The sequence below is a fragment of the Nocardia takedensis NBRC 100417 genome (assembly GCF_000308695.1).
Lineage (GTDB): Bacteria > Actinomycetota > Actinomycetes > Mycobacteriales > Mycobacteriaceae > Nocardia > Nocardia takedensis.
On sequence record NZ_BAGG01000068.1, the window covers coordinates 12,532 to 39,397 of the forward strand.

27 protein-coding genes and 1 pseudogene are annotated in these 26,866 nt (G+C 67.1%); 16 read left to right on the top strand and 12 right to left on the bottom strand.

Annotation, left to right across the window (positions count from 1 at the left end):
- The first annotated feature begins 3 nt into the window (after positions 1 to 3).
- Complete coding sequence (locus ON30_RS14750) at positions 4 to 726, top strand: DUF305 domain-containing protein (protein WP_040707604.1); 723 nt, start codon at positions 4 to 6, stop codon at positions 724 to 726.
- A 25-nt stretch (positions 727 to 751) separates the two neighbouring features.
- Here the strand turns inward: ON30_RS14750 and ON30_RS14755 are convergent, their stop codons facing one another.
- Positions 752 to 1,696, bottom strand: a complete 945-nt coding sequence (locus ON30_RS14755) for a M56 family metallopeptidase (RefSeq protein WP_040707606.1) — start codon at positions 1,694 to 1,696, stop codon at positions 752 to 754.
- A complete protein-coding gene (locus ON30_RS14760) occupies positions 1,693 to 2,058 on the bottom strand; it encodes a BlaI/MecI/CopY family transcriptional regulator (RefSeq protein WP_040707608.1) in 366 nt (121 codons plus the stop codon). The genes ON30_RS14755 and ON30_RS14760 overlap by 4 nt, the downstream gene beginning before the upstream one ends.
- Positions 2,059 to 2,265: 207 nt before the next feature.
- Here ON30_RS14760 and ON30_RS14765 point away from each other — a divergent pair, with 207 nt between their 5' ends.
- The 9 genes from ON30_RS14765 (at position 2,266) to ON30_RS14800 (ending at position 10,881) form a co-directional block, all read left to right on the top strand.
- A complete protein-coding gene (locus tag ON30_RS14765; RefSeq protein WP_083911407.1) occupies positions 2,266 to 2,700 on the top strand; it encodes a copper resistance CopC family protein in 435 nt (144 codons plus the stop codon).
- On the top strand, positions 2,697 to 2,840 hold the full coding sequence (locus ON30_RS39165; RefSeq protein WP_157183735.1) for a hypothetical protein: 144 nt from the start codon (positions 2,697 to 2,699) through the stop codon (positions 2,838 to 2,840). The genes ON30_RS14765 and ON30_RS39165 overlap by 4 nt, the downstream gene beginning before the upstream one ends.
- 4 nt (positions 2,841 to 2,844) lie before the next feature.
- Complete coding sequence (locus tag ON30_RS14770; protein WP_040707610.1) at positions 2,845 to 3,840, top strand: cytochrome c oxidase assembly protein; 996 nt, start codon at positions 2,845 to 2,847, stop codon at positions 3,838 to 3,840.
- A 73-nt stretch (positions 3,841 to 3,913) separates the two neighbouring features.
- Entirely contained in the window at positions 3,914 to 4,834 is a 921-nt protein-coding gene (locus ON30_RS14775) for a cation diffusion facilitator family transporter (RefSeq protein WP_040707612.1), read from the top strand.
- Positions 4,835 to 5,072: 238 nt separating this feature from the next.
- On the top strand, positions 5,073 to 7,325 hold the full coding sequence (locus ON30_RS14780; RefSeq protein WP_040707613.1) for a SulP family inorganic anion transporter: 2,253 nt from the start codon (positions 5,073 to 5,075) through the stop codon (positions 7,323 to 7,325).
- 42 nt (positions 7,326 to 7,367) lie between these two features.
- On the top strand, positions 7,368 to 7,736 hold the full coding sequence (locus tag ON30_RS14785) for a hypothetical protein (protein ID WP_040707615.1): 369 nt from the start codon (positions 7,368 to 7,370) through the stop codon (positions 7,734 to 7,736).
- 81 nt (positions 7,737 to 7,817) lie between these two features.
- A complete protein-coding gene (locus ON30_RS14790; protein ID WP_040707617.1) occupies positions 7,818 to 9,068 on the top strand; it encodes an Nramp family divalent metal transporter in 1,251 nt (416 codons plus the stop codon).
- Positions 9,069 to 9,364: 296 nt separating this feature from the next.
- Positions 9,365 to 9,967: a methyltransferase family protein gene (locus ON30_RS14795; protein ID WP_040707619.1), complete on the top strand. Its 603-nt coding sequence runs from the start codon at positions 9,365 to 9,367 to the stop codon at positions 9,965 to 9,967.
- 56 nt (positions 9,968 to 10,023) lie between these two features.
- Positions 10,024 to 10,881: an alpha/beta fold hydrolase gene (locus ON30_RS14800; protein WP_040707621.1), complete on the top strand. Its 858-nt coding sequence runs from the start codon at positions 10,024 to 10,026 to the stop codon at positions 10,879 to 10,881.
- 169 nt (positions 10,882 to 11,050) lie between these two features.
- On the opposite strand, the gene ON30_RS14805 is transcribed toward ON30_RS14800, so the two are convergent.
- Entirely contained in the window at positions 11,051 to 11,692 is a 642-nt protein-coding gene (locus ON30_RS14805) for a M23 family metallopeptidase (protein WP_245554052.1), read from the bottom strand.
- 730 nt (positions 11,693 to 12,422) lie between these two features.
- Between ON30_RS14805 and ON30_RS39170 the strand changes: the two genes are divergently transcribed.
- Complete coding sequence (locus ON30_RS39170) at positions 12,423 to 13,121, top strand: hypothetical protein (protein WP_157183736.1); 699 nt, start codon at positions 12,423 to 12,425, stop codon at positions 13,119 to 13,121.
- A 266-nt stretch (positions 13,122 to 13,387) separates the two neighbouring features.
- Here the strand turns inward: ON30_RS39170 and ON30_RS14815 are convergent, their stop codons facing one another.
- The 5 genes from ON30_RS14815 to ON30_RS14835 form a co-directional block, all read right to left on the bottom strand.
- Positions 13,388 to 14,575 carry a hypothetical protein gene (locus ON30_RS14815; RefSeq protein WP_051029361.1) on the bottom strand — a complete coding sequence of 396 codons (1,188 nt, stop codon included), beginning with the start codon at positions 14,573 to 14,575 and terminating at the stop codon, positions 13,388 to 13,390.
- Between the two features lie 1,100 nt (positions 14,576 to 15,675).
- Positions 15,676 to 16,002: a helix-turn-helix domain-containing protein gene (locus ON30_RS14820; protein ID WP_040707628.1), complete on the bottom strand. Its 327-nt coding sequence runs from the start codon at positions 16,000 to 16,002 to the stop codon at positions 15,676 to 15,678.
- Positions 15,999 to 17,027 carry a tyrosine-type recombinase/integrase gene (locus ON30_RS14825; RefSeq protein WP_051029362.1) on the bottom strand — a complete coding sequence of 343 codons (1,029 nt, stop codon included), beginning with the start codon at positions 17,025 to 17,027 and terminating at the stop codon, positions 15,999 to 16,001. The genes ON30_RS14820 and ON30_RS14825 overlap by 4 nt, the downstream gene beginning before the upstream one ends.
- Before the next feature lie 83 nt (positions 17,028 to 17,110).
- The gene (locus ON30_RS14830) at positions 17,111 to 18,151 is read right to left on the bottom strand and encodes an ATP-dependent DNA ligase (protein ID WP_051029363.1); all 1,041 of its coding nucleotides are present in this window, start codon (positions 18,149 to 18,151) and stop codon (positions 17,111 to 17,113) included.
- A 48-nt stretch (positions 18,152 to 18,199) separates the two neighbouring features.
- Positions 18,200 to 18,817, bottom strand: coding sequence for a hypothetical protein (locus ON30_RS14835; RefSeq protein WP_040707632.1), 618 nt, complete (start codon positions 18,815 to 18,817; stop codon positions 18,200 to 18,202).
- Between the two features lie 207 nt (positions 18,818 to 19,024).
- Here ON30_RS14835 and imuA' point away from each other — a divergent pair, with 207 nt between their 5' ends.
- The 3 genes from imuA' (at position 19,025) to ON30_RS39180 (ending at position 21,203) form a co-directional block, all read left to right on the top strand.
- Positions 19,025 to 19,696: a DnaE2-dependent mutagenesis accessory factor ImuA' gene (imuA', locus tag ON30_RS42625; RefSeq protein ID WP_501040354.1), complete on the top strand. Its 672-nt coding sequence runs from the start codon at positions 19,025 to 19,027 to the stop codon at positions 19,694 to 19,696.
- A gap of 299 nt (positions 19,697 to 19,995) precedes the next feature.
- Positions 19,996 to 20,442 (top strand): hypothetical protein, encoded by a 447-nt coding sequence (locus tag ON30_RS39175; RefSeq protein ID WP_157183737.1) that lies wholly within the window; start codon positions 19,996 to 19,998, stop codon positions 20,440 to 20,442.
- A gap of 500 nt (positions 20,443 to 20,942) precedes the next feature.
- The gene (locus tag ON30_RS39180) at positions 20,943 to 21,203 is read left to right on the top strand and encodes a hypothetical protein (protein WP_157183738.1); all 261 of its coding nucleotides are present in this window, start codon (positions 20,943 to 20,945) and stop codon (positions 21,201 to 21,203) included.
- Between the two features lie 7 nt (positions 21,204 to 21,210).
- On the opposite strand, the gene ON30_RS14840 is transcribed toward ON30_RS39180, so the two are convergent.
- From ON30_RS14840 to ON30_RS39185, 4 genes are all read right to left on the bottom strand, one after another.
- Entirely contained in the window at positions 21,211 to 21,876 is a 666-nt protein-coding gene (locus ON30_RS14840; RefSeq protein WP_157183739.1) for a hypothetical protein, read from the bottom strand.
- 9 nt (positions 21,877 to 21,885) lie between these two features.
- A complete protein-coding gene (locus ON30_RS36125) occupies positions 21,886 to 22,854 on the bottom strand; it encodes a DUF2637 domain-containing protein (RefSeq protein WP_051029364.1) in 969 nt (322 codons plus the stop codon).
- Positions 22,855 to 22,877: 23 nt separating this feature from the next.
- Positions 22,878 to 23,930 (bottom strand): tyrosine-type recombinase/integrase, encoded by a 1,053-nt coding sequence (locus ON30_RS14850; protein WP_051029365.1) that lies wholly within the window; start codon positions 23,928 to 23,930, stop codon positions 22,878 to 22,880.
- A 745-nt stretch (positions 23,931 to 24,675) separates the two neighbouring features.
- Positions 24,676 to 24,849: a hypothetical protein gene (locus ON30_RS39185; protein WP_157183740.1), complete on the bottom strand. Its 174-nt coding sequence runs from the start codon at positions 24,847 to 24,849 to the stop codon at positions 24,676 to 24,678.
- Between the two features lie 466 nt (positions 24,850 to 25,315).
- Here ON30_RS39185 and ON30_RS14860 point away from each other — a divergent pair, with 466 nt between their 5' ends.
- Together ON30_RS14860 and ON30_RS40620 are read left to right on the top strand one after the other, a co-directional pair.
- Entirely contained in the window at positions 25,316 to 25,474 is a 159-nt protein-coding gene (locus ON30_RS14860) for a hypothetical protein (protein ID WP_157183741.1), read from the top strand.
- Positions 25,475 to 25,594: 120 nt separating this feature from the next.
- Positions 25,595 to 26,470, top strand: a pseudogene (locus tag ON30_RS40620) (recombinase family protein); the annotation flags it as partial.
- Between the last annotated feature and the right edge of the window lie 396 nt (positions 26,471 to 26,866).

Genomic DNA, 26,866 nt, shown 5'->3' on the forward strand with positions numbered 1-26,866 from the left:
GCGATGACTCTCGACAGCCCCGACCGCGACCTCGACGATCGGCCCGCGACCGCATCCGCCGCCGGTGACACCCCGGCGCGGCGGGCGGGGCCGGTGCTGTTGGCCCTGACCCTGTCGGCGGGGCTGATCCTGGGCATCGGCGTCGGTTGGCGACTCGACCGAGCGCCGCAGGCCCGTCACAGCGCCGTCGACGTCGGCTTCGCGCAGGACATGTCGACCCATCACGGGCAAGCCGTGGAGATGTCGGCGCTGGCCTCCACGCGCACCGGCGATCCGGAGATTCGAGCGCTGGCCTACGACGTGATCACGACCCAGCAGAGTCAGATCGGCACGATGCAGGGATGGCTGGCGTTGTGGGACCAGCCCGCCACGGCGCCCGGAGCGGCCATGACCTGGATGAGCACGAAGACCCCGGCCCCCATGCCTGCCGGCCACGACATGACCGGCATGGGCGAAGCGGACACGACGATGCCCGGTATGGCGGGAACGCAGGACATGCGCAGATTGCGGCAGTCCTCGGGCTCCTCGGCCGACGTCCTGTATCTCCAGTTGCTTCTGCGCCACCACGAAGGCGGACTGCCGATGGCCCGCTACGCCGCCGCCAACGCCGCCGAACCCGTGGTCGCGCGCCTGGCCGCGACGATCGAGGCCACCCAGTCCGCGGAATCGGACACCATCCGCGCACTCCTGGCCCAGCGCGGCGCGGCGCCGCTCGGGCCCAATTGACACCCGTGGGTCGGGGCCGGTGTTCTCAGGCCAGACCCAGGCACGCCACGATCGCGACACCGGCGATCGCGAGACCGGCCACCGCCATCCCCGTCGCGACCGCGCCCACCCATGCCATCACCGCCGGCAGCGCCGACACGGCGGGAGCGTCGGCGCGGAGACGGTTCATCCGCAACTCCAGCGACTCGTCGACCAGTGGTCCGGCCAGACCGGGACTCGCGGGGGAGACCGAAGCCACCGCGCCGAGAGCCGTGCGCATCGATAACGGGTCGATCACGCGCGCCGCCGAGCGATCGGCGGCGAGTTCGACCAGGGCCGCGATCGCGCCGGGCGCGGCGGCGAACAGCGGGATGCGAGGAAAGGCCGCGGCCAGGATCCGGCACAGTCCGGTGATCTGGTGGTGGAACCCGCGAAGATGAGCGTGCTCGTGGGCGAGTACGGCGCTGCGTTGCCGCGGGGTCAGGCGCTCGGCCAAACCGTCGGTCGCCACCACGTAGCGATGCCGACCCGCCACGCTGAACGCCAGCGGCACCGGGTGTTCGAGCCAGTACAGTCGCGCGGCTTGCGGATCGGCCCGCCCGAGCAGTCGCACCATCTCGGCGTACTGCCCGCTCAACTTCGTCCGCGCACGAGTATCGCCGACACCGACCACCACCAGACGCGCGAGCAGGACCGCCCCGATGCCCAGGACGCCGCCCCACAGGAACCCACGAGCCGGTGCCGGTATCGAATGCTCCACCGTGCTCAGGCAGCGCATCCAGGCTTCCAGCGTCAGCTCCCCGGGGGCGTGTCCGGGCCACAGCCCCACCGCCACCGCGGCCAGACCCGAGCCCAGGACGGACACGATCGCCGCCAGCCATGCCGCGATCGTCGCGATCGGCGGCGCGAGTGCTGCGACGCCACGCAGCCCCCACGGCGCGGCGACCGCCGACGCCGACGCCACGATCGCCAGGGCCAGCGCCAGGATCACAGTTCCTCGCTCTCGGCCAGACCCTTGCGCAGCGCCTCGACCTCGAGCTCGGAGGCCGTCCGGGCCAGGTGCAACAGCACCGCGGGCGCGTCGGGCGTGGTGTCGAGGATCTGGCGCAGCATCTCGGTGGTGGCCTCGGCGCGGCTGTGCCGCGGCCGGTAGTGGTAGGCCCGGCTGACCTTCTCGCGCTCGACCCACTCCTTCTCGAACAGGTGGGTCACCACCGTCAACACCGTGGTGTACGCGGGCGGACGCCGGCGAGGCCCGGCCAGACGCTGCACCAGGTCGTGGACCGACAACGGCTCCTCGCTGTCCCACAACAGTTCCATCACCCGAGCTTCGAGTGCGCCCAGTCCTTTCACCGCTCTCCTCACCTTCTCCAGCGCCAATTGTGCCGTAGGCGTCGGCGGGGGCGCTTCCGCCCGGCACGACATCGCCCACATCGAGATCCGGCACTCGCACCGGGGCGAGGAACGCCGGGGCCCGGAGCTGCGACACCTAAGTACTATGCTCCATAGTACTTAGAACGACGGGTCCGAGCGGGTCCGCGGTGCGAGAAGGAGATCGGGATGACTCGAACGGCGTTGGTGCTCGCGATGGTCGTGGCCGCGCTGGCGTTCACGGGGGCCCGCGCCTCGGCGCACAGCGAGATGGACACCTCCGACCCCGCCCCGAGCGCGGTCCTGGACACCGCGCCGGCGACGGTGACGCTGAGCTTCAATCAGCGCATCGAGCAGAGTTTCGCCACCGTGTCGGTGATGGGCGGTCCGGCCAACGAGCAGTGGACCCAGGGGGAGGTGAGCGTCGACGGGCATCAGGTGCGGACCGCGCTGCGACCGGGAATGCCCGCCGGACAGTTCACCGTCGGCTATCGGGTGGTCTCGGCCGACGGCCACCCGATCACCGGCTCCTACGGCTTCACGGTCACCGTCGCCTCGACACCGCTCGAGAACACGGTCCCCGGCGCTGCTGCGGCCTCCCCGTCGCCCCCGCCGACACCGTGAACGCGAAGACCGAGGGCGAGGACGACAACGACAACGACTTCCCGATGCTCGGAGCCTTCATCGTCGCGGCGATCCTCGTCGCGGGCGGTCTGTTCGCGGTGTTCCGAGGCGCCCGGCCCGGACGCGGCGGCCCGCGCTGAGCCGATGTCGGTCCTCGCAGTAGCCGCCCACCTGCCCGACGCGCCGCCGTCTCTGACCGCGTTCCTGGGCTGGGATCCCCAGCCGGTACCGCTACTGCCCCTGCTCGGGGCGGTCCTCGCGGCGGTATACGGATGGGGGGTGTATCGACTGCGGCGACATGGCCGCGACTGGCCGTGGTGGCGCACCTGTTGCTTCATGACCGGATGCGCGCTGCTGATCGCGGTCACCGGATTGGGGATCGAGGGCTACGGCTACCGCCTGCTGAGCGTGTGGATGTTCCAGCACCTCACCCTCTCGATCCTGATCCCGCCTCTGTGGGTGCTCGGCAGCCCGGGCGTGCTGCTGCTGCGTTCGACCGCCCACCGCGGACTCGGTCGCCTCGTGGTCCTGTTCGCGCTGGCCGGACTGCGCAGCCGACTCGCGCGTCTGGCGCTGCACCCCGCCTTCACCATCCCGGTCTTCCTGTTCAGCTACTACGGGCTCTACCTCACCCCGCTGCTGGATGTCGTGGGCGCCACCGTGCCGGGCCATCTCGGACTCGAGGTGTTCTTCCTCGCGAGTGGTCTGCTGTTCATCGTTCCGGTGCTGTCGACCGGTCCGCTGCCCATCCGGCAGACCAACCTGGGGCGCTTCTTCGACATCTTCGTCGAAATGCCGCTGCACGTATTCATCGGCGTGGTGATGATGATGGCCACCAGTCCGATGATCGCCCTGTTCGCGACCCCGCCGCCCCACTGGGGGATCGACCCTCTGGCCGACCAGAACATCGCGGGCGCGCTGGCGTGGTCCTACGGCGAACCCGTCGCCCTGATCATCGTCACGATCTTCGCGATCCGATGGCACCGAGACGAACGTCGCGACAACGCCGTCGCCGAGCGCTACACCGCCGAGGACGACCCGGACCTGAATGCCTACAACGACTACCTGCGCGCCCTGCACGGACAGCCCTCCACCGGCGCCGCGCTGCCGAGGAAACCTTCGAGGGCCGGTTCGTCGTGACGGAAACCCGGGCCCCCGACCGAAGCTCTGGTGCTCATATGCGAATGTGACTATATTATCGCTAGGGAGGTACATGACGATGGGACATCAACATTCACACGCCTCGAGTGCGGCCAGCGCCTCGAGTCGCCACGTCGGCAAACTGTGGATCGCGGCCGGGCTGGGGCTGGTGACGGTCGTCGCGCAGGTCGGGGTCGGTCTGACGACCTCGTCGCTGGCCTTGCTGTCTGATTCGGCGCACGTGTTCACCGACGTCTTCGGAATCCTGATGGCCCTGGCCGCCATCGCGGCCGCCCAGCGTGCTGCCGCGAGGCCCGACCGCACCTTCGGTCTGCACCGGGTCGAGGTGTTCGCCGCCCTGCTCAACGCCGTGCTGCTGTTCGCGGTCGCGGGCTGGGTCCTCTACGAGGCGGTCGGGCGTTTCGAGTCCCCACCCGAGGTGCCGGGCCTGCCGGTGACCATCGTCGCGGTGGTCGGCCTGGCGATGAACGTCGCCGCGTTCCTGCTGTTGCGCTCGGGTGCGAAGGAGAGCCTCAACGTCCGCGGCGCCTACCTCGAGGTCATGTCCGACATGCTCGGCTCGATCGGCGTACTGGCCAGCGGCATCGTCACCCTCGTCTTCGGTTGGCGCTACGCGGATCCCGTGATCGGCGTGGCGATCGCGCTGTTCGTGCTGCCGCGCGCCTACAACCTCGGCAAGCAGGCGATCCGCATCCTGCTCCAACACGCGCCGGCCGAACTGGACCTCGACACGCTCGGCCTTGCCCTGACCGCGCTGCCCGGCGTCATCGACGCCCACGACCTGCACGTCTGGACCGTCACCAGCGGCATGGAAGTCGCTTCGGTCCACCTCACCACCGCTCCCGACGCCGACTCCGCCGCGGTGCTGCGCGAAGCCCAGGAGATGCTCGAGCACCGCTACGGGCTCGCGCATGCCACCATCCAGGTCGAACCCGAGCTCGCCCGCGCCCGATGCGAGGAGATGGACTGGTGAAAAACTCGGGGCGACATGACTTCTCGGACGCCACACGCGGGAGACCTAAATACTATGCTGAATAGTATTTACTGAGAATCCGCTGATAGTTCCCGAACTTGTGACTGTCGTCACCGTCGCGGCGGTTCGGCATCCGTAGAGTCGCGCCGTGCTCAACGGTGGCACCGTCGCCGAGAGCCGATCCACCCTTCCTTTCCACGTGCCTGCCGGGGCCGGTTCCAGAAACGACAGGACACCCATGTCAACAGAGCCGTCCGGCGGCGCCCCCGCCCTTCCCCGCGACCGCCTCCGAGCGGTGCTGCGATATGACCTGCCCGCCTCGATCGTGGTCTTCCTCGTCGCGTTGCCGCTGTCGTTGGGCATCGCGATCGCCTCGGACGCTCCGGTCATGGCCGGGCTCATCGCCGCGGTGGCCGGCGGAATCGTCGCCGGGCTGCTCGGCGGCTCGCCGCTGTTGGCCAGCGGCCCGGCCGCGGGACTCACCGTCGTCGTCGCGGAGCTGGTCGGCCGATTCGGATGGAAGGTGACCTGTGCGATCACCGTGGCGGCGGGCCTGGTGCAGATCCTGCTGGGACTGAGCCGGATCGCCAGGGCCGCCCTGGCGATCTCGCCGGTCGTCGTGCACGCCATGCTCGCGGGAATCGGCGCCATCATCGCGTTGCAGCAGGTGCACGTCCTGCTCGGCGGGGCCTCGCGCAGTTCGGTGCTGGAGAACATCACCCGGCTGCCCTCGCAACTCGGATCGCTGCACGGCGGAGACCTGGTGGTCGGCCTGACCGTCATCGCGGTGCTGTTCGGGTGGAAACATCTGCCCGCTCCGCTGTCGCGGATCCCCGCGGCACTGGTGGGCGTGGTCGCCGCCACCGCCGTGTCGCTGATCTTCCCGCTCGGTGTCGAGCGCGTCGTCATGGACGGCTCCATCCTCGACGCGATCGCGGTGCCCGCCTTGCCGCAGGGCGCGTGGGGCGCCTTCCTCGGCGGCGTCCTGACGATGGCGCTGATCGCCAGCGTGGAGAGCCTGCTCTCGGCGGTGGCAGTCGACAAGATGCACTCGGGACCGCGTTCGGACCTGAACCGGGAGATGATCGGTCAGGGAGCGGCGAACATGGTCTCCGGGATCCTGGGCGGGCTGCCCGTCACCGGTGTCATCGTCCGCTCGGCCACCAATGTCACCGCCGGCGCCCGCACGCGCGCCTCCACGATCCTGCACGGCGTGTGGATCCTGGTGTTCTCACTGGCGCTGGCCGCGCTCGTGCAACAGATCCCCAAGTCGGCCCTGGCCGGACTCTTGATCGTCATCGGCGTCCAACTGATCAAACTCGCCCACATCCGCCTGGCCCGCCGCACCGGTGACCTACCGGTGTACATCACCACGATCCTCGGCGTCATGCTGCTGAATCTGCTCGAAGGCGTGCTGCTCGGACTGCTGCTGGCGGTGGCGCTCGTGCTCTGGCGCTCGGTCCGGGCTTCGGTACACGCCGAACCGAAAGGCACGCTGCCGTCGAGACACTGGCGCGTCACGATCGAGGGCACCTGTAGCTTCCTGTCCCTGCCTCGCCTGACGAAGGTCCTGACCGCGATCCCGGTCGGCAGCCACGTCACCGTCGAACTCACGGTGGACTTCCTCGATCACGCCGTCGCCGAGGCGATCGAGGAATGGACCCGCCGCCACCGCGCGGCAGGCGGCACGGTCCTGATCGACGAGATCGGATCCACCACCATCGCCGCGGCGGCGCACCGGGCGCCCCGGCGGCACCTCGCGGCCTCGCTGATCCGCGGGCTCGCCCCCTGGAAGGCCCGCCAGCATCACGACCCGAACCGCAGCGCCGCCCTGCTGCCGGTCATCGACGGAATCGATCACTACCACCGTCACCACGCCCCCCTGCTGCGGGAGCACCTCCACGGACTGCGTGAGAGCCAACAACCACATTCGCTGCTGCTGACCTGCGCCGATTCGCGGATCGTGCCCAATGTCATCACCGGCAGCGGTCCCGGCGACCTGTTCACCGTCCGCAACGTCGGAAACCTGGTCGCTCCCGACGGACTCGACACCTCCCTCGAAGCCGCGCTGGCCTTCGGCATCGAGACGCTTCGGGTCAACTCCGTGATCGTGTGCGGACACTCCGGATGCGGCGCGATGAAGGCGTTGGCGAGCGCCCCGGGGGCGGGCCCCGGCCACAGCCATCCGGTCACGACGTGGCTGGCCCACGCCACCGCGACCCGCGAGGCGTTCCTGCGCGGCCACCCGGTCGCGGACGCCGCCGCGGCAGCCGGATTCGACGAGATCGATCAACTCGGGATGGTCAACGTCGCCGTCCAGGTCCACAGACTGCGCACGGGCCACCCGGCGGTCGCCCCCTGGGTCGCCACCGGCGATCTCGAAGTAGCGGGCCTGTTCTTCGACATCGGCTCCGCGCGCGTCCTGCACATCACCGACACCGACATCGTCGGCGACCTCGCCGTCCGGTCGGTTCGACCCGTCGCCCAGTGAACTCGGCCCAGCCGACCCACACCTGCACATCGAGGAGAAATCATGGTCAAACCTGTTCTGCGCGTACTGATCACGCTCATCGCGACCGGAGCCGCCGCCACCCTCGGCAGCGCCGCCGCGTCGGCGATGGCCGTCGAAACCACCGCGAAGCAGGTCACGATCACCTTCACCCGCAGCGAGGCCGCCGCGATCGACGCCGCGAACCTCGGACCGGTCCTCGCCCAGCTCCCGACCACGTTCAGTCCCCGAGCCAAAGACGCACTGGGGCAATCGATCGCCCGCTACGCGCGACAAGCGGCACAGGACCCCCGATATCGGCTCACGATCATCATCGAGGACCCGATCCTCGCCCCGGAGGCGGTATCGGTCGGCGTACTGGCCTCGGCGCCGACCGACGTGTCGTCGTGGTGATCGTCGCATGCTCTCGAGGGTGCCGTCGCAAGGATTGCGGCTTGGGTAACTAAAAACTTCGGGTTCCCTTAAACTTCGGGGATGAGCACGATCACCCTCGCCTCTCCCAGGGCCGCCCTGCACCGCGTCCGGTCCGCGGCCTGGTTGTTGGGGCCGGCGTTCGTCGCCGCGATCGCCTACGTCGATCCCGGCAACGTCGCCTCCAACATCAGCGCGGGAGCCCAGTTCGGATATCTGCTGGTGTGGGTGATCGTGACCGCCAACGTGATGGCCGGGCTGGTGCAGTTCCTCTCGGCCAAACTCGGGCTGGTCACCGGGCGCACGCTGCCGGAGATGGTGCGCGAACGCGCGAGTCGACCCGTGCGCCTGGCCTACTGGGGGCAAGCCGAAACCGTCGCCATGGCCACCGATCTCGCTGAGATCGTCGGCGGGGCCATCGCCTTGAAACTGCTGTTCGGACTTCCGCTGATCGTCGGAGGGATCATCACCGGCGTCGTCTCGATGGCGCTGCTGGCGATCCAGAACAAGAAGGGGCAGCAGCCTTTCGAGCGAGTGATCATCGGCCTGCTCGCCGTCATCGCGCTGGGATTCCTCGCCACCGCCGTCATGTCACCGCCGTCGGCCTCCGGCACGATCTCCGGACTCGTCCCCCGCTTCGACGGCACCGAGAGCGTGCTGCTCGCCGCCGCGATGATCGGCGCGACGGTCATGCCCCACGCGGTCTACCTGCACTCCGGACTGGCCCGCGACCGCCACGGACACCCCGAACCCGGACCGGCGCGCACCCGCCTGCTCGCGATCACCCGCGTCGACGTCGGGGTGGCGATGTTGCTGGCCGGCACGGTCAACCTGGCCATGCTGCTCATGGCTGCCGCCACCCTGCGCGGCCGCGACGACGTCGACTCCCTCGAATCCGCCCACGCCGCGGTCGCCGACGCACTCGGCCCGGCCGCCGGCCTGCTGCTGGCCATCGGCCTGCTCGCCTCCGGCCTCGCCTCGACCTCGGTCGGCGCCTACGCCGGGGCGATGATCATGCAGGGCCTGCTGCGCCGCCACGTCGCCCTGCTGATCCGACGCCTCGTCACCCTCATCCCCGCCCTGATCGTCCTCGCCGCCGGGATCGACCCCACCCGCGCGCTCATCATCTCCCAGGTGGTCCTGTCCTTCGGCATCCCCTTCGCCCTCATCCCGCTGGTTCGCTTCACCAGCGACCCCGCCCTCATGGGCGAGGACGTCAACCGCCGCCTCACCACCGCCCTGGCCTGGCTCGTCGCGGCCGTCATCTCGGTGCTCAACGTGGCCCTGATCTACCTCACCGTCACCGGCGGATAGATCACGGGCCACGCCATGCGGATGCCCTCCGGCCCCGACGGTCGAAACGGTCCCGCGAGACACTGATCCGTGCTCGGCACCGAGTACCGACCTGCTCGCGGTCGGAGTGCAGGGCAGACCCTCTGCCGGAGTCGTACTCGTGCAGTCCCGCGGGTTCGCGGTTCGGCGCGCCAAGTCGCTTGCATACATAGTGATGTATGCATATGATTCTGTGTGTTGTCGGCCTGCCCCGTATATCCATCGGTGGCCGGGCCCGACCGGATCGGCCATCCATACGGAATCGAAGGACTCTGCCCATGGCGATGCTCGCGCTCTTGCTGTACCTGGTATTCGGCGTCCTCGGCTTCGGATGGCGTAGCCGCCGCCAGTATCTACGGACCGGCTCGACCGGATTCCGCGGCATCAGCGGGACCCCTGGCTCGCTGGAATGGTGGGCAGGTGCGGGATTCGTCGTCGCGATCCTCGCGGGTCTCGCGGCCCCGATCGGCCAACTTGCCGGAGCCCTCTCACCGTTCGCCGCACTCGACAGCCCCTGGGTGCAGGGTGTCGGCGCGGTCATCGCGGTAGCCGGAATCGCGGGAACCCTCTACGCCCAGACCGATATGGGCGATTCATGGCGCATCGGAGTGGACCCGCAGGAGACCACCACGCTGGTCCGAAGGGGAGTGTTCGGGCTCATCCGCAATCCCATCTTCACCGCCATGTTGGTCTTCGCCGCCGGGATCACGCTGCTCATCCCGAACCCGGTCGCTGTGGTCGCGTTCGTCGGACTGCTGGCCACCATCGAACTCCAGGTCCGTGTGGTGGAAGAGCCCTACCTCGCCGAAGTCCACGGCACCGCCTACCGCGACTACGTGCACACCGTCGGGCGATTCCTGCCAGGCGTCGGCCGAACCTAGACGCCCCCGATCCTAACGTGCCCGAATCCCACTCGTTCGCAGGGAGACCCACCACCGTGACCGCCATCCAGGACCGCGCCGCCGCCTTCGACCGCGACCACCCCGAGAAGAGGCTGCACGCCGCAGGGCACGACTGGACCTACCATGTCGGCGGCGAAGGAACTCCGGTGCTGCTGCTGCCCGGCGGCGCCGGGATCGCGGTCGGCTGGCTCGATCTCACCCCGGCCCTGCGCGATCGCCGCGCACTCGCCGTCGACTACCCACCGGGCCCGCTCACCCTCGAAGAACTCGCCGACGGCCTGGTCGCGATCCTCGATGCCGAGCGCATCGACACCGCCGACGTCGTCGGGCAGTCCGCCGGGGGCATGCTCGCCGAGATACTGTCCCAACGCGCGCCCACCCGGGTTCGCTCACTGGCTCTCACCGGCACCGGTCTCTACGGCCCCGAAGACCTCGACCGACTGCGCGCGGCCGTCGAACGCACCCGTGACACCCCGTGGGAAGACACCCTCGACGTGATCGCCACATCACTGCGCAACACCTGGAAAGACGCCGCCGACGCCGAGTTCTGGATCGGTCGCGTCGATGCCGCCGCCCGTGCCGGCGGCCACGACGGCTCGATCAACTCCTACCGGCGCCTGCTCGACGCCGCCGAACGACTCGACCGATGGCACGCCGCAACCCCCTGGGCCGGACCGGTCCTGATCATCCGCGCCGACGACGACCCCCTCATCACCCCAGCCCACACCCGACGGCTACGAGACCTACACCCCGACGCCGAATACCGGACCTTCCCCGACGGGGGACACTCCCTGCTGCTCACCCGTCCCGACGACTACATCGCCACCGTCACCGAGTTCCTCGGCCGTGCTCACCCGGACGGCGAACCGAGGGAAGCGGCGCGCTCGACCTGACATGAGCGATCCCCGACGGGCAGGGCAGGATCCACTTCCCGCGATGCGATGTGGAGCCGCGCAGTCGCCCTCGACCGGCTCGTCACGGCCGACGGCGGCGCGCAGGACTCGTTTGACTGAACCGCAACATCACGGCGTGGCCGCCACACGATCGACAGATGCCGCGCCATTACATCCGCGGACCCCAATCCTGCTCCATCGCAGCACCATTGGCCGAGAGCCAGGCCAATGGGTCGATCTTGTATCCCTCGGTGTCCCAGATCTCCAGATGCAGATGCGGTCCGGTGGACTGGCCGCGATTGCCCACCGACGCGATCACGTCGCCGGCGTCGACCCGATCTCCGACCGCGACGTTGTAGTCGTTGATGTGGCCGTAGACCGCGGTGGTTCCGTCATCCTGCGCGACCCGCACCCACAGCCCGAATCCAGCGGCCGGCCCGGCTTCGATCACGGTTCCACCCAACGCCGAACGGATCGGGGTCCCGATGGTGTCGGCGATGTCGACACCGTTGTGGAACGCGCCCCACCGGGTGCCGTACGACGAGCTGATCTGTCCACCAACGGGAACCACCGCTGTCGGCCTGGACAGAGCGGGCGGCGCCAAGGCGCCGTTCTGCTGCATCTCGTTCCATGCCTGTTCCAACTGGGCAACGGCCTGCTCCGCCTGTCGCAGCGGCGCGGCGACTTCCGCGGGAAGGTCGACCAGGCCGAACGGCGCGACCGCGGCATCCTGTGATTCGGTGACCGGCGCGGCGTACGCTGCGGCGGGCGCCACCTGTCCGGCGACTCCCGCCAGGGCGCCGGCCGCCACGGCCGACCCCGCTATCGCGCGGACCCGGCCCGACCCGGACTCCCTGCGATGTGAAGGCCCACTGGGTAGCTCGGCGGTGCCCGAACCCAGCAGCTGACGTGCGGGGATGGAGCCGACATGTGGTCGGTGAAGCGACATTTCGTCCTCGACTTCTATTCGAACCGATCCTCCCGGGCGACGCCGGCGAGGTGGTCACGACAAGTTCTGAGATGGTCGGACACCCGGTTCGCGGATCCGCACGAACCGGTTCGTGTTGCTCATCCTGCGTCGATCACCGCCACGCCCTGCCCCGAGCACGCTTGCTTCGCCCGAGCGGCGCGAAAGGGCCGACCGTGTGTCGAGCGCGACGAGCTCGCGACCGTTCGTCGACATCCCGGATGCGCCAACTGAGCTCCTCAACGACCGCGGGCATCATCACCCGCTCCGAAAAACTACGATACATAGTTACATGTCGTCGTTCGGTTGTCATCAGAAGCTGCGCGATCATGAGGCGGCCGCCCGTGTAGTCGTGCCGTCGGAACCGAGACCCTCCGGACGACATCGCGCACACCGCCGCTGCCCCCTCATCCGCCGGCCCATCCGAGAGCGAAGGGTGCTCGGCAACGTCACCGCAACCTGTCGGTGCCCGAACCTAGACTGAGCGCAAACGCGGGACCGACGAAAGGTTACGCCCTTGACTGAGCAGCGTGTCCGAGCTGCCAGGCTCGCTTCAGAACTCGGGGCAGACCCCGTGCAACTGCTGGGATTGATGCACGATCTGGGCATCGCCGCGGCGAACGGCAACTCGGGGCTTACCCCCAGGGACGCCGCAACTGTGCGCGAGTGGTTCGCGAATGAACGTCGACGCATGAGCGAAGATCGTGCCGCGCAGATACGTCGTGAAAACGCGACGATCCTCGACGCCTACCGCGACACGCAAGCCCCACGCCAGCGGAACGGCCCACCCGGACCGAAATTCGCGTGTGCGTGCTGTGGGCGCAACGTGGGGTGGGCACCCTCGACGCTGCTCGAACTCGAAGCCGACCTGTACTGCCCACTGTGCGATTCACACTACGAACAGCCCGACGAGCCTGCCGAGCGCGAGCTCGAACGCCTGCGGGCACACGACGCCGACCTGCGATCGTATGCGCGCAGGGCATGGTTGGCCCAGAACGCCTACCGCGACAGAATGAAAGCCGCCTACCGCTCCCGCGACACGTGGCGCGCAACCTTCGCCGAGGTCGTCCTGCCCCACGAACCCGACGACGACGAAATCTGCCGCGCATGCCGCAAGCCGTCGCCCTGCCCGGTGTGGACCACCCTCGAAGAAGCCAACCTCGGCATCTACCGTGACATGGAGAACCTCGCCACCCTCGACGAGGACGAACGTGAGGAAGTCCTGCATCCGGAACGGATCAACGACAGCGACTTCGAGCCCCTGCCTTGGTAGACGAATCCGGCGGGCCGAATCATTCGATTCGATCAGGGCCGATCAAGGGACAATGTATGGCCGCGCCGACGCTTCGACCGGCGGCTGCACCGGAATCGGCATGTCGGACTGACTGGATGGCTACGGCGGGCGGTCATGTCGATACGTCTCGAAGTAGCGATGACGGCCGTGTCGCGGGCGTTCGTCGAGTTTCTTGGAGCCGAACTGTCTGGCTCGCTGCGGCCACGGCACGGTGAAACGTGTTCGGGGGTCCGCACCGGATGCGCCTACAACGATGTCCGCGTCTGGTCCGATCGAGCCGCCAGGTAGGCCGCCCAACTACTCTGCGCGAATTGCGCCCACTTGTGAGCTGTCTGCGGGGCGAGTCCGTAGAGATCGCTGATCACGGCTGGTTCCAGGTCCAGGATGTTGGCGATCATCGCCGAGTTGCGGGCGGCTCGCGTGGGCAGCCCGAACTTGCTCAGCTCCCGGCCCAGGCTGGTGGTGTTGCGCGGTCTGCTGGACGGCCTGCCCGGAAAGAGATAGGCGGGTCTGGCGGGATGCCTCTCTGTGAGATCGGAGTCGGGATCGGAGGCCCCGATGAAATCCTCGATCAGTGCGGCCAGCGACGGCGGCAAGATCACCGGATGTCGGTCGATGACCAGGTAGGCGTGGGTATCGTCGCGGTGGAATCGGTCGGTGGTCAGTTCGACGATCCGTGCTACGGGCAGCGCGTATAGCCTGACCAGCGTGCCGATGATCCGGACGTGCGGCGGCAGTGTCACGTCGGTCAGGCAACGCCGCAACTGTTCGATGTGATCGATTTCGTCCTGGAACTTTAGTGGGAGAGCGTCTTTCGGATGCGGAATATCGATGCCGGTGATCAAGCGACGCGCACGCATCCAGGACAGGAAGGTGGCAACAGCCTTCGGGTTGGACGGGCGGGTGTCGAAGTAGGTGTCGATGTGGCGCTGACCCAGGTCGGTGAGTGCGATGCCGCTGTTGTCGAGCCAGTGCAGAAAGGCGATGGCGCAACGGATTCGTTGCCGGTTCGAGGCGTCGGCACCAGGGCGGAACGGCCCCCGAGCTGCTCGTTGGCGGGCACGCCGGATGATGTGCCATTCAGCGTAGGAGCGTACAACGGGCTGGTGGTGGGATGCGAGCGTGGGAATGGTGCGGTTCACCCACAGTTGCAGCTGCGCCAAGGGCTCATTGCGAGGTGGGAGCATGGTCGCGGAGACCAGTGCGGCGCGGATGTGGTGGGTTCGCCCGTTCTGCGGGAGGGCGTCGAGCGCTTCGTGGGTGATCTTGTCGCTGTCTCGGGCGAGCGCGGCGAGCAGACCCAGTGACTCTTCGCTGCGGAGCCAGTGCTGCACACTGGCCGAACTGACCGCGCCGAGGATGTCGAACAACGATCGCAGCTGTGTGTCCCGAACTGCGCCACCACCGAGCAGTGCGGTGATCTTCGCGATCACCAGGCATCGGTAGCATCGGCGGTCACGGAATCCCGGACCTTCCTCACCGCAAGTGATGCAGGTGAAGTCCAGATCGACCCCCGCGCATCGCGTGCATACCCTGCGCCCGGATGCGTTGATACACACGAGGATACGTGGCTGCCCGCAGTCGGCGCAGGCGCTTGGACGCGCCAGGCCCGTACGGTAGCAGCGTTGGCAGACCGGTCCCAACGGCCACACGGCGTTGACATGTGCGCTCCTGTCGCAGATCGCGCAGGGCCGCGGTGTCTTCGGGTAGCAGGTGGTGCAGTAGAACTGGCCATCGCTGTACCCAGCGCCGGCCCGGCGGCGACCACATCGAGCGCAGTCGTCGACTCTCCGCGCGCACCCTTCACACATATCGGGGCGCCCGTCATCGCCGCGGCGTTTGATCGCGCGTATCTGCCCACAGATTCCACACAGCCGTCGGGGCGACCTCTCGTGACACCGGCGACAGCTCGGCCCCTTCGGGGTGTTCGCGCACACCACCCGGATCTGTCCGCAGTGCGCGCACGGTTTCATCGGCCGGGGACGGCACCTGCGGCACAGAGGTCCCCCGTCCGGGGCGCGGCCGACGATCGGCCCGATCCTCGCGCAGTGCGCGCACGGCAGCTGTCGGGCCGGATCGCGGCGATAGCACGTTCGGCAGATCGGTCCATCCTCTCGGTGGGCCACGATCCTCGCGGACTTCCCGCATCGCCCGCACGGCCGACGATTGTCCCTTTCCATGCATCGCTCACAGCAACGGCCCTCTGCGGTCCGGCGTTTGAGAGTCTTGTCGGTGCGTCCGCAGCGAGCGCATCCGAGCAGCACGACATGGTCGCCGAACCCGTTGTCGGTGAGTAGATTCGACAGTGTCGGCAACGACAGTGGACAGTCCGTCGACGGCGCGGTGAACGCATCAGGACACTCAGTCAGGTGCTCGCTCAACAAGCGCGCGCCGCCGGACTCCCAAGCGCGCGCCCGCCGCAACAGATGCTCGGCCTCCTCGGCGCCCAGTTCGGGTCCCGCCACTGCTGACAACGTCGCGATCAAGCGGCCGCGGATCTCGGAAAGGTCTTCACGACGAGACGGTCCGGGCCTCACTGGGCTCCGGGCCTTCGGATCACACTGCGACGCGGCTGGACCGGACCCGAATCGAGTTCGTCGGTTGCGGTCTTACGGATCTGGGCGTTGACCACCTCGGGCACGATCAGGTCGTTGGGTGTGCAGTCCAGGATGTCGCACAGCGCTACCAGGACATCCATGCTCAACCGTTGAGGCGGCTGGGTGACCAGTCGATAGACCTGTTCCCGGGACAGGACGATCCCGCGTTCGGCGAGCAGTGGAACGAGGTTCGAGGTCTGGAACATCTGCGCATCGGCCATCAGATCCCGCAGTCTCCACTGGTAGCCCATCTTCTTGTTCATACCGGCACATCCCACTGGACGCCGAGTCGGCCCTTCAACGAGGCCGCCAACATCTGGTTGCGGAACTCGTTCGACACCCCGGTGTAGATCGCGGTCGTCGCAGCATGCGAATGTCCGACCTGCTCCTGGCAGAACTGTGCGGGGTAGCCGAATTCGGTCCAATGCGTAACTGCCGAATGGCGCAAGCAGTGGACATCGAGGTGCTCGTCCAAGCCCGCGTCGCGCTTGGCCGCTACGAACGCCTCATTGATCGAGCGTGGCTGCAACCGCCCAACGCGTTCGGTGACCCACAGCGCGGGGTGTCGACCTGGAGAGAATCGCGGTCGCAATTCGGTCAGCCACTGATCGAACACCTCGACGATCCAGTCCATCTCCGGCACCAGCAACACCGATCGTCGTTTCGGCGGTGATCCCTTCGATGACTTGCCGTAGCGCACCATCACACTGCCATACCTGCCGAACTGGGCCATCTTCGGATTGCGCCGCAGATCAACGAGATCCAGCATCGACGCCTCGGTCCGGCGAAGCCCGAACGCGTACACCGTTTTCAGCACCGCGGCATCGCGAGCAGCGCCCAGCCCGCCCTTCACACCCCTGCTCGCAATTTTGCTCGGACGAGCGTCGGCAGCGTCGAACAACGCTTGGACCTCGTCGTATGCCAACGGCCGTCGCCGCGGATCGCCCTCGTACTCCACCCGGTGCACGATCGAGTTGCCGTCATGAAAGATCAGTTGCGGTACATCACCGAAACGCTCCTCACACGCCGTAGCCCACTCATAGCGCGGATCGAGCAGGAACTCCAAAAACAGGTTGATGACGACCTCATACCCGCGCGCGGTCGACAACGCCCGCGGAGGATCGAGACCGCGCAGATGATCAATGAACGCCTCACCCTCCGCTGGTGTCCACTGCCACGGATACAGGCCAGTGAACTCCACCACGCGATGGATGAGCCGTAGCCGGCGATCCACCGTCTCGATGCCGAGGAAGCGGGCGGACTGCTGCCGCCGCCAACCCTCCAACATCGCTGCCAGAATCGCAGGCTCAGGATCGAGATGAACAACGTTGTCCGCCAAAACAAGTCGCGCGGACCCTGGAAGCGGGACGATCACCCATCTGTTGTATCAGATGCATCAATGATGCGTAGCTGATTTGCTGCTGTTTGCCATATAAGTCCGGCCTGCGATGCAAATGCGCTACAGTCTTCCAGCCTGCACTGACCTCTGGTCGGCCGAAATGTCGAATGTTGCATCGGATGCAATACCACCTGTTTTTCGCGATACTGCACGGAGCCGACCAGCGTTGGGGCCACCCACCGCACCCGCCCGCCCTGGCCGCGCGAGACGTTCCCGCCGCGAAGCGGGCTGCGGTCGGACCGGATCCGGGTGAGTTCGTCGTACAGGGCTCGGCGGGCGGCATCGGTGAATCCGGTGCCGACCTGACCGAGCAGGACCAACGCGCCCTCGGCGTCGTGGGCGGCCAGCACCAGTGACCCCACCCGACCAGCGGGGCCGGTGGCCGGGATCCAACCGACCACGATCGCCTCGCCGTGCTGTCTCAGGACGGTCTTGATCCAGTGTCGGGACCGCACCCCCGGGCGGTATATCGAGTCCAGGCGTTTACTGACGATGCCCTCGAGGTGATGGTCCGCGGCGACGGTCAACAACTGCGATGCCGGGATCGCCGTCCACGACGGCGGAGTCCGTACCCCCGGGCCCGACAACGACAGATCTTCCAGGACCGCGCGGCGACGACGATAGGGCAACGCCGTCACCGACTCGGTGCCGGTGTGCAGCACGTCGAAGACGAAGACCTGCACGGGCACGGTCGCCCGAATACTGAGGGAGGGCTTGGTTCGGCCCATCCGCTGCTGCAATCGGCGGAACGACGGGACACCGGTCTCGGGTGTCGGCGCGACAATCTCTCCGTCGAGGATCATTCCGTCGGTGTGGACAAGGGCGGACAGTCCGTCGGTGAGTTCCGGGAACGATCCGGTCACCTCGGCCAGGGTCCGGCTGAACAACCGCCACCGGCCATGATGGCGGTGAGCGATCACGCGCATGCCGTCGTACTTCATCTCGACCGCCCAGACACGCGGATCATCGGGCGGCCGACCCGCGGTCGCCAGCATCGGAGCCGGCAGCGCCACCCATTCAGCATACGGACAGCTACCGAACTGACTGGGTCGGGCGAGCAGTCACAGCGTCCCGTGGTCGCGATAGAAGCAGAGCTTCCCGCTCAGGTGTCTGCGGGCGGTGGTGAGGGTGATCGGGTGATGGCCGCGGTGGTAGCCCTGAGCCGAAGCGTGGAACAGTCGGTAGGAGCCAGTGTCTCGGGTGTGCCAGGTCACTCGCAGCGCGGTGTCGATCTCGCAGCCGGGCGGGGACCATTTCGCGGTGAAGGTGACGAAGGGGGCACCGGAGTTGTCGACCCCGTGCACGACGCTGTAGGCGCGGCGATGCGAGTGGGCGAGGTCGATCAACTCCGCCATCGACCGCGGCGGCGCGAACGGCGCCGGATCGGTGGCGACGTGTAGACGCGCTGTTTCCGCGGCGATCAACTCGACCTCGGTGGACAGACTCTCGGCTACCCGCACACCCCCGCCGCGGAAACGCACTGCAAACCAGGGGCGCAGATCCAGTCCCAATTCGACGGTCACACACGAGACCACGCGTGCCCCGGCGAGCCCGGACACGTCACGAATCCGGTCGCCGGTCCGCAGGTCGCGCACGGCGACCGACCGTGTCGCGGTCGCGGGCGAAGACTGGGACGAGTGCTGGGCGACGTCGGCACGGTCGCGTGGGTCGGTGTGCATCGCTACGGCCTTTCTCTGACAGGAACGTCGGTCTGGTTGACCGAGGGTGGTTACGGACGGCGTGTGAAGTGCCGCACCACCTCAAGGCGTGTGCGAACATATGTTCGATGATTGGAGGTTGGTGTGGGCGCTCGGGATGGTGCGGATACCCCGACCGGTGACCTGCGGGACCGGCAACTTGAGGCGTTGAGGGCGCGGATCTTGGAGATGTCGCCCGGATCGCCCGCGACCGCAGCCCGATCCGCCGACCGCCACGCTCGTGGCGTGGACGATGTTCTACCGGTGCTCGAAGGTTTGGCGGCGGTCCTACCCGACAGCGGTTTGCGGCGGGGCACGATCATCAGTTGCACCCGCGGTTCGCTGCTGCTGGCGCTGCTGGCAGGGGCAACCGCCGCAGGGAAATGGGCGGCAGTCGTAGGAAATCCGCAGATCGGTCTACTTGCCCTGCACGAAATGGGTGGTCGGCTGGACAGGTTGGCGCACATTGCAGACCCCGGTCCAGACGCGTTGGCCGTTGTCGCGGTGTTACTGGACGGAATCGACGTCATAGTCCTCGATCACCCGGGATGTGGGCCGGCATCCCGAACCCGGGCGATGGCGGCGCGAGTCCGAAGTCAGTCCGCAGTGTTAATCATCACCGAGTCGGGTTGGCTCAGACCGGACGTCCGGATCGAGGCGCGGCCATCTGGCTACGTCGGACTCGGAACCGGGTGGGGGTGTGTGAACGCAATCAGTTTTGACCTGCGCGTCTCCGAACGGGGAGGGCGTCCGCGTGTGGGCAGCGTCACTTTGTCCAAGAGTGAAGCAGGGACCCGGTGGCGGCGATCCTCGGGTGCGGCCGACGGCGGAGAGTCAGATGTCCGACGGCGGACCGGCTGAACAGTAGTTTTCGGTCTCGTGTTCGGCTCACCGGCGACGGTGTCTGTAGGGATGTAGGTTGCGCCACATCGTCGTGTTGGCAACAGATTTCACGCCTAGGGTGTAAGCGTGGAATAGGTTGACCGGTTCGGCGGCAAGCAGGAGTGGTTGTGACCGTTGCATTTTCATGCCCATCGTGGTGCGTCGACCACAACGATGGGGCCGTGGTCTCGTCAGACGGCTGTTGCCTACATTTCGGTCCGGAACGGTGCGTTGACCTCGGTGGCCCGAACTGGTCGGATCGTCCACGTCGGATAGGGATGCGTGTACTCGCACAAGACCGTAGAAACAGTCGTGACTATCGCATCGCCATCACCGATCCTGCCGGTGCCGCGATCGAACTGACACGAGGGACGGTGTACAGGCTGGCGCATCTGCTGCTTCGGGCCGCCGATCTGCGGTTGGCGCCGGTGAGGCAGGGGTGTCCGACCTGGTGTTCGGGGCACGGTGACCTACGCGCCGGGGAAGAGGCGAGAATAGTCGAACACCATGGACCGTTGATGGTGGTTCGGCAGTCAGGAGGACATGAGTTCCCGAAGGCGATCGAACTTCGTTTGAACAGGTATGACCATCAGGAAGGTGGAGCTGCCCTTCTCCTGGAGCTTTTCATGTCCGACTGTGATCCCGGCATCGAATTGAGCGGGGCACAGGCGTGCAAGTTCGCGGCGCATCTTCTCAATAGTCTCGATGAAATCGACGCCGCTTGATCAGTGGTTTCCCAGCGAGCCGAGCGCGCTCGGTCTGCTCGGTGGAAGGCGCACCGCCGGTGATGGTTAGGCATCGTGCTGCTCATTGTGGCGGCCCATCGCTCCTGGTCGCGGGGTTAAGGAGTCGTAGTGCTTACTCTGAGCGGCTCGAGCTGAGCTGAGGTTCCTGAGCGTACGACGGTACAGCGATGCGTGACCTGGCGTAGGATCAACTTGGGCGAATCAGTAACTGGGCGATCGTGGAGGTCGCTATGCCGATGCGTCAGCAACGGTCCCCTGAATTGGTCGAGCGGTTGGAGCGCTCGCGCGAACGTCGGAGAGCTCGTCGAGCCGCAGAGCGAGAGCGTGAGCAGATTGTCACCGACGCCGTCCGGAGATATCTGGAGAACTGGGAGGCGGTCGGCGCCTGTGAGCGGAAGCGGGACGCGGAGACCGCTGACCTCCGTAGCCGAATCGAGGCTATCGAGGCTAGGGCTGCACGACGGATAGCCGAGTTGCGTATGGCCCAAGGCGCTGCCGCCCTCTTGATTCGGGAACAGGGCCAATCCGACGACGATATTGCTGACCTGCTCGAACTGACCGTCAAGCAGGTTCGTCAGTTGATCGGATTCGTCCGTGCGGGTGCTGAGGAATCTGCCGGGAACACTGGCGAAGCCGCAAACAGCAGCATCACGGGGAGTTCACCCGGGCGTGCGGCGGACGGCGGTTCTCCTCGACAGATCAACGTCGGTCCGGCTATTGGCGACCGGACCGACGACTGATTTCGGCTCACAGATGAGCGTAGCCACCCACATTCCACACCAGTGAACGGAAGACGCCCGGCGCGAGCGCCTCCCGAGCGGGCAGCGTAGGTCTCGGAGCGACAGGCCAGTGGACCGTGCCACAACGATGGCAGTAGAACGCGGTCTGCCAAGCAGAGTGGGCGTCCGCGCGTCCGCGCACGACGACAGCGTTGCGCTTTCGGCGTTGACCGGCGGATTGCAACGTCGCCGCCCCAGGGATGGAGAGAAACCACACGAGCAGCAGCACGAACAGCACGCCGCCCGGCGCGCTGCGCGCATCGAGGTCGCCGAATATGAGCACCGCGACCATCCCGATTGCGACGAAAACCGCAGGAATGCTCCACAATATGCCGCGTCTGGTAAGTCGGTCGACGGGCAGCAGGGCTGGTGCGGGGGCCAGGCTCGCGGCGAGAGCGGTCGTGTGCGTCCGGTCGATCGTGGTGGTGCCGAACACCGGAATCACGCCACCGGCGGTTATGCCGAAGCCGGAGTAAGTTTGCGATCCCGAGCTCGCGGTGATCCCGGCGTGGTAGAGGCCGGGCACCGATTGCAGCGCGTCGACGCGGCCGCACCGCGGACAAGTGATGTCTGGGTACATCAGGGTTTCCCTATCCGGCGCCGACGTGTGCCAGCGGTGATCAGTGGTTGTCATGGAAGCCTGCTATCCCTTCGCAATCATTGAATCTCGTTGTGGCCGAATTGTCGAGAGGTCTTCGGTCCCGATGACGACCTCACTGGACAACTCCGAGCTCTCGCCGCCGGATCCGGCGACGGTTTCGGGATCGTCGGTGTCGAGTTCGGCGGCGTCGCTGAGGATGCGGCTGATGGTCGATCGGCTCCTGTTCAATTCCTGGGAGATTCGGGTGGCGTTCCAGCCATCGCGGTGATGGTGTACCAAGGCGCGGGCGACGATCTCAGGATCGCGTCGCCGGCCCGGATCGCGTGCGCACAGCAGCGCCGCGATCTGCTCGAAATCCTCCTGCTCCGACGCGCGGTGAAGGATTCGCCTCTCGCCGTACAGGGAAGCGGTCGGCCCCCGTTGCGGTTCGCCGGAACGTGTGCACACCGACCGATCGACCATGCCGGTGACCGGATCATGGTCGGAGCTGTCGGGCAGTGTGGCGACTGGTGCGCGCGAGGTACTGGGGTGGGTGCGCACGTCGTTACCCGCGGCGTGAGCCAGGGCGAGCAACGCGACAGTGGACTGCGCCATCGATCCTTCGATGATCAGCGGCCACAACCATGCCTCGCCTCGCGGGACGCCGGCCGTGATCGCCAGCGCCCGCAAGGCGGTGAACGACAGCCAGAACGCCCCGGCGGCGATCAGCGCGGTCATGGTCGCAGCGATCCAGTGCGTCGCCCGTGTGCTGACGTGCGCACGGGCCAACACCGATACCCCGTGCACTGCGGCCAGCAACGCCAAGGGAGGGATGACCGCAACAGACGCGGCGACGAGCGGCAACGCGGTCTCGTGCAGCAGCGCCTGGGTGGCGTTGCCGGTGATGGATACCACGGCTGCGGCTCCGAGCACGCTCCAGAAGAAGACGTGCGCACGTGGTTTCGTCGGGAGCGGATCCGGCTGTGATGTGTGCACGGTCGGTGGGGCCGCGGTGGACGTCGAGTCGGTCATGGGAGTCCTTCGGAACGGAGCGGTCACGGAACCAGGGATTGGTGCACACGCGGCCGGTAGGCGGGTGCCAACGGGTGCGGTTCGTTCGTGAGTGTCGCCAACGCCAATGCCACCTCGTGCAGATCGGCCTTGACGTAGGTAGCGGTGGTGCCCGTGTTCTTGCTGCGATGTCCCGCGTACTCGCGGGCCACGGCATAGCTGAAGGTGCGCTCGACCCATGTGAGAGTGGTGTGTCGCAGCCAATGCGCGGTGACCCCTTGAGTGGCGACCCAGGCCAGATCCTCGCCGATGCGGTACCAGAGGTAGTCGTAGCGCCGCCTGGTGATCGCTCTGCGACTGCGGTAACGCAGCAACTGCTCGGATCGTGCGCTGCCTCGTTCGGCGGCATGGGCGAGCAGATGGCGCATCAACGTCGGAGAGACCGGTTGCCATCGGTCGGTGCCGTCCTTCTCGCGCAGATAGACCAGGCACTGGTCCGGGTCGAGGTCATGCGGACGCAACGCCAGCGCGCCACTGCGGCGGCAGGCGGTCTCGATGTGCAACCGCAGAACGAGCGTGTCGAGTTCGGGATCGTTGCCGCCAGCGGCGGCTACGGCGCAGATGGCGGCCAACCGCGGAGACGGGATGGCGAAGCGGTTGGAGGGACGGCGGTTCGGCATCACCAGTCCGCGAGCGGGATTGTCCGCGCGCCGGATCCAGCCGTGCGCCTCGGCGTAGCGATATACGCACCGGCAGGCGCTGATGAAGTGCTCGACAGCGGAGCCGCCGCCGCGGGAGGCGCGGTCGACGCGAGCCTTCGCCTGGATCTTGCGGGCCAGACCTTCCAGTTGGGGTTGTGTCAGTTCGTCCAGGCGGTGATCCGCGTAGGCGCTGAGCAGGTGTTCGAAATGAGTGTTGTAGGTCCGGAGCGTGCCCTGCTTCAACTGTTTTCGGACTTCCGGGATCACCTGCGCGAACGTCGGCACCTCGACGGTAGGGCTGAACAGGTCGGACGCGGAGATGCCCATCTGGCTCAACAGCAGTCGCGCCGCGGCCACGGTCTGCGCGTCGGCGTGTGGGGAAGGCGGAGTCGTCACGGCCGTCCCGCTTCCAACGCATCCAGGTTGGCCGCGAACAACTCGTCCAGTGTCGCCTGGGGATACAGCAACAGCTGTCCGGTCTGGCGATGGCCGACGAGGAGGACACGATCCCCGACGAGTAGGCCGACCCGTCGCCGCAGTCGGAACGGGACACGAAGGTGGCCGTGCGGGGTCGGGGCCGCGCATGCCTCCGAAGACGGTATCGCACGGAGAACATCGCCGTTGGCGTACGTCAGATCCAGCCTCGTTCCCGGCTGCCAACCCAGGGCGTCTACGACGCTCCGCACGGTGATCCGGCCGCCGTCGCCGACAACGGACAATCCGTACAGGAACTCGCCTCTGCGGGGACGGACCACGCGGTTCGTGACCAGCGGTTTCGAAACCCGTTCTCGTGACATGGAGACCGGCGGGACGATCGCCGCGATCATCGCGCCGAACTTTCGCCAGCAAACTTCGGGAAGGGGTGACAAGTGCCTGAAAGTCGCACAAATGTCATGTTAAGATGCAGGTCAGAGCATGTTTCCACTGAAAGCCTCCGTGGGTGCGAGTGCACTCTGACACGTGGCTGGGAAATCGGACACAAGTGACATGATCTTGTGCGCGAGAGGGGACTCCGGGACACGGAATACCGCCTGTTCAGGGGCTTTTCTTGGCAGAAATGCCAACTTCTCCCGGCACCTGCGTCCCCGTTTCGGCGTACGGAGCGGCCATAGAGTGGCGCGGTCGAGGATCGGTCAAGACGTCATGCCGGCCGGTCGCGGAGGTCGACGCGGTGGGAGTGTTGGTCGGGGCTGAGGACGTCGAAGACGGTGGCGGTGGAGTCCGATGCCCGCAACAGTTCGTCGGCGACGAGCGCGGCCGAGGTGGGGTCGTGGGCGTCGACGTCGATCTGCCAGACGACTCGGTACTCGGTCATGGCGGCTCCTCGGTGGTCGGGCGGTGGGGTTCCGGGCGTTGGGTGGCGGGCCGGCCGCGTGTCGCTCGCGGTGGCTCGGATCGTTCCCTCGTCGATGGAGATCGGGCTGAGGGGTGGCGTATCGGGGCCGGATGATGTTGTATGAGAGTGGGCGAATCAGCTGCTGAGCGTTACGAAAGTAGATGCTCATGCACCAGAACGCTGCCGCGCGCGCTCTCGCCTCCCCTCCAACCCGACGGTGCCCGCTGCCGATTTCCCAGATCTCGGTGGCTTGGGTCCCGAACGTCGAAATCAGTCTCACGCGGGAGCCCGATTCGTTCCTGGAGCGCGACTCGACGTCGCTGAACTCGCCCGGACCCGCGTCGTGGGGTGTGGTGGGCGTCGATGGTGGGGTCCGGTCGTGACGGGCGAGCCTCAGATGCCGGAGGATTCGGATGTTTCGGGCATCGGTGGGGCGGAGGATATCGTGGTCGTGCCGCCGGCGGAGTTGCCCCTGCTCGATGTCTACGCCGCCGAGGCGCTGCTGAAACTCGTTCTACGCCAGGCACGTCGGTCTGCCCTCCTCGGTGATGCCGCGGGTGAGCAGCCCGATCCCGGTCCGCCCGCGGGCGGGCGTTGCGACTGAGGTGTCGCTGATGGTGGTCGCCGGTCGCCGATTGTGACCGCGGCGTCGAATTCCATTCTTTCCCTTCCGTTCTCGGTGTTGTAGGAGGCTCGGGTGATTCGGTTCGCTTTTCTGGGTCGGGTGTCGACCGAGGATCATCAGGATCCGCAGGCGTCACGCAATTGGCAGGTGGGGCGGGCGCAGGCGTTGATCGAGGGGCACGGGGTGATCGTGGAGTCGTTCTTCGACGTGGGGCAGTCCCGGTCGATTCCGTGGCGTCGGCGCCCGGAGGCGTCGCGGTTGTTGGAGCGGTTACGCGATCCCGATCGCGGGTTCGAGGCGGTGGTGATCGGGGAGCCCCAACGCGCGTTCTACGGAAACCAGTTCGGGTTGACGTTCCCGGTGTTCACCCATTTCGGTGTCCAGTTGTGGGTGCCGGAGGTCAGTGGTCCGATCGATCCGGAGTCCGAGGCCCACGATCTGATCATGTCGGTGTTCGGGGGGATGTCGAAGGGGGAGCGCAACCGGATCAAGATCCGGGTGAGGGCGGCGATGGCGGCCCAGTCGCAGGTGGAGGGCCGGTATCTGGGCGGGCGGCCACCGTACGGGTACAGGTTGGTCGACGCGGGTCCGCATCCGCATCCGGGCAAGGCCGCCGACGGTAAAAGGCTGCGCAAGCTGGAGGCCGATCCGGTGACCGCGCCGGTGGTGCGCAGGATCTTTCGTGAGTATCTGATGGGGTTCGGGATCTTCGCGATCGCCCAACGCCTGACCGCCGAAGGGATCGCCTGCCCCTCGGCCCACGATCACGCCCGTAACCGTCATCGGGAAGGGGTGGCGTGGTCCAAGAGCGCGGTCCGCGCGATCCTGACCAATCCCCGCTACACCGGTTTCGCGGTGTGGAACAAGCAGCGCAAGCAGGAGAGCCTGATCGATGTCGAGGACGTCGCGTTGGGCAACCAGACCCGGTTGACGTGGAACAAGCACTCGGAGTGGGTGTTCTCGGAGCGTCCCGCGCACGAGGCGTTGGTGTCGGTGGCCGAGTTCGAGCGCGCCAACGCCCGCAGGGCCACCCGGAACGCGAAGTCGACGGGGCGGGTGGTGACCGCGCGCACGCGCCATCCCTACGCGTTCAAGGGCTTGTTGATCCACCGGGCGTGTGGGCGCCGGATGCAGGGCAACTGGAATCACGACCGCCCGCACTACCGGTGCCGCTATCCCAACGAGTACGCCCTGGCCAACGACCTCGACCACCCCAAATCGGTGTATCTACGCGAGGATCAGTTGGTCGAGCCGTTGGACGCGTGGTTGGCCGAGGTGTTCCACCCAGACCGGTTGAGGCACTCGTTGAGCCGGCTCGAACAGGTCCACACCGACACCTCGCCCGTAGTGCCGGGCCTGCGTGTCGAGTTG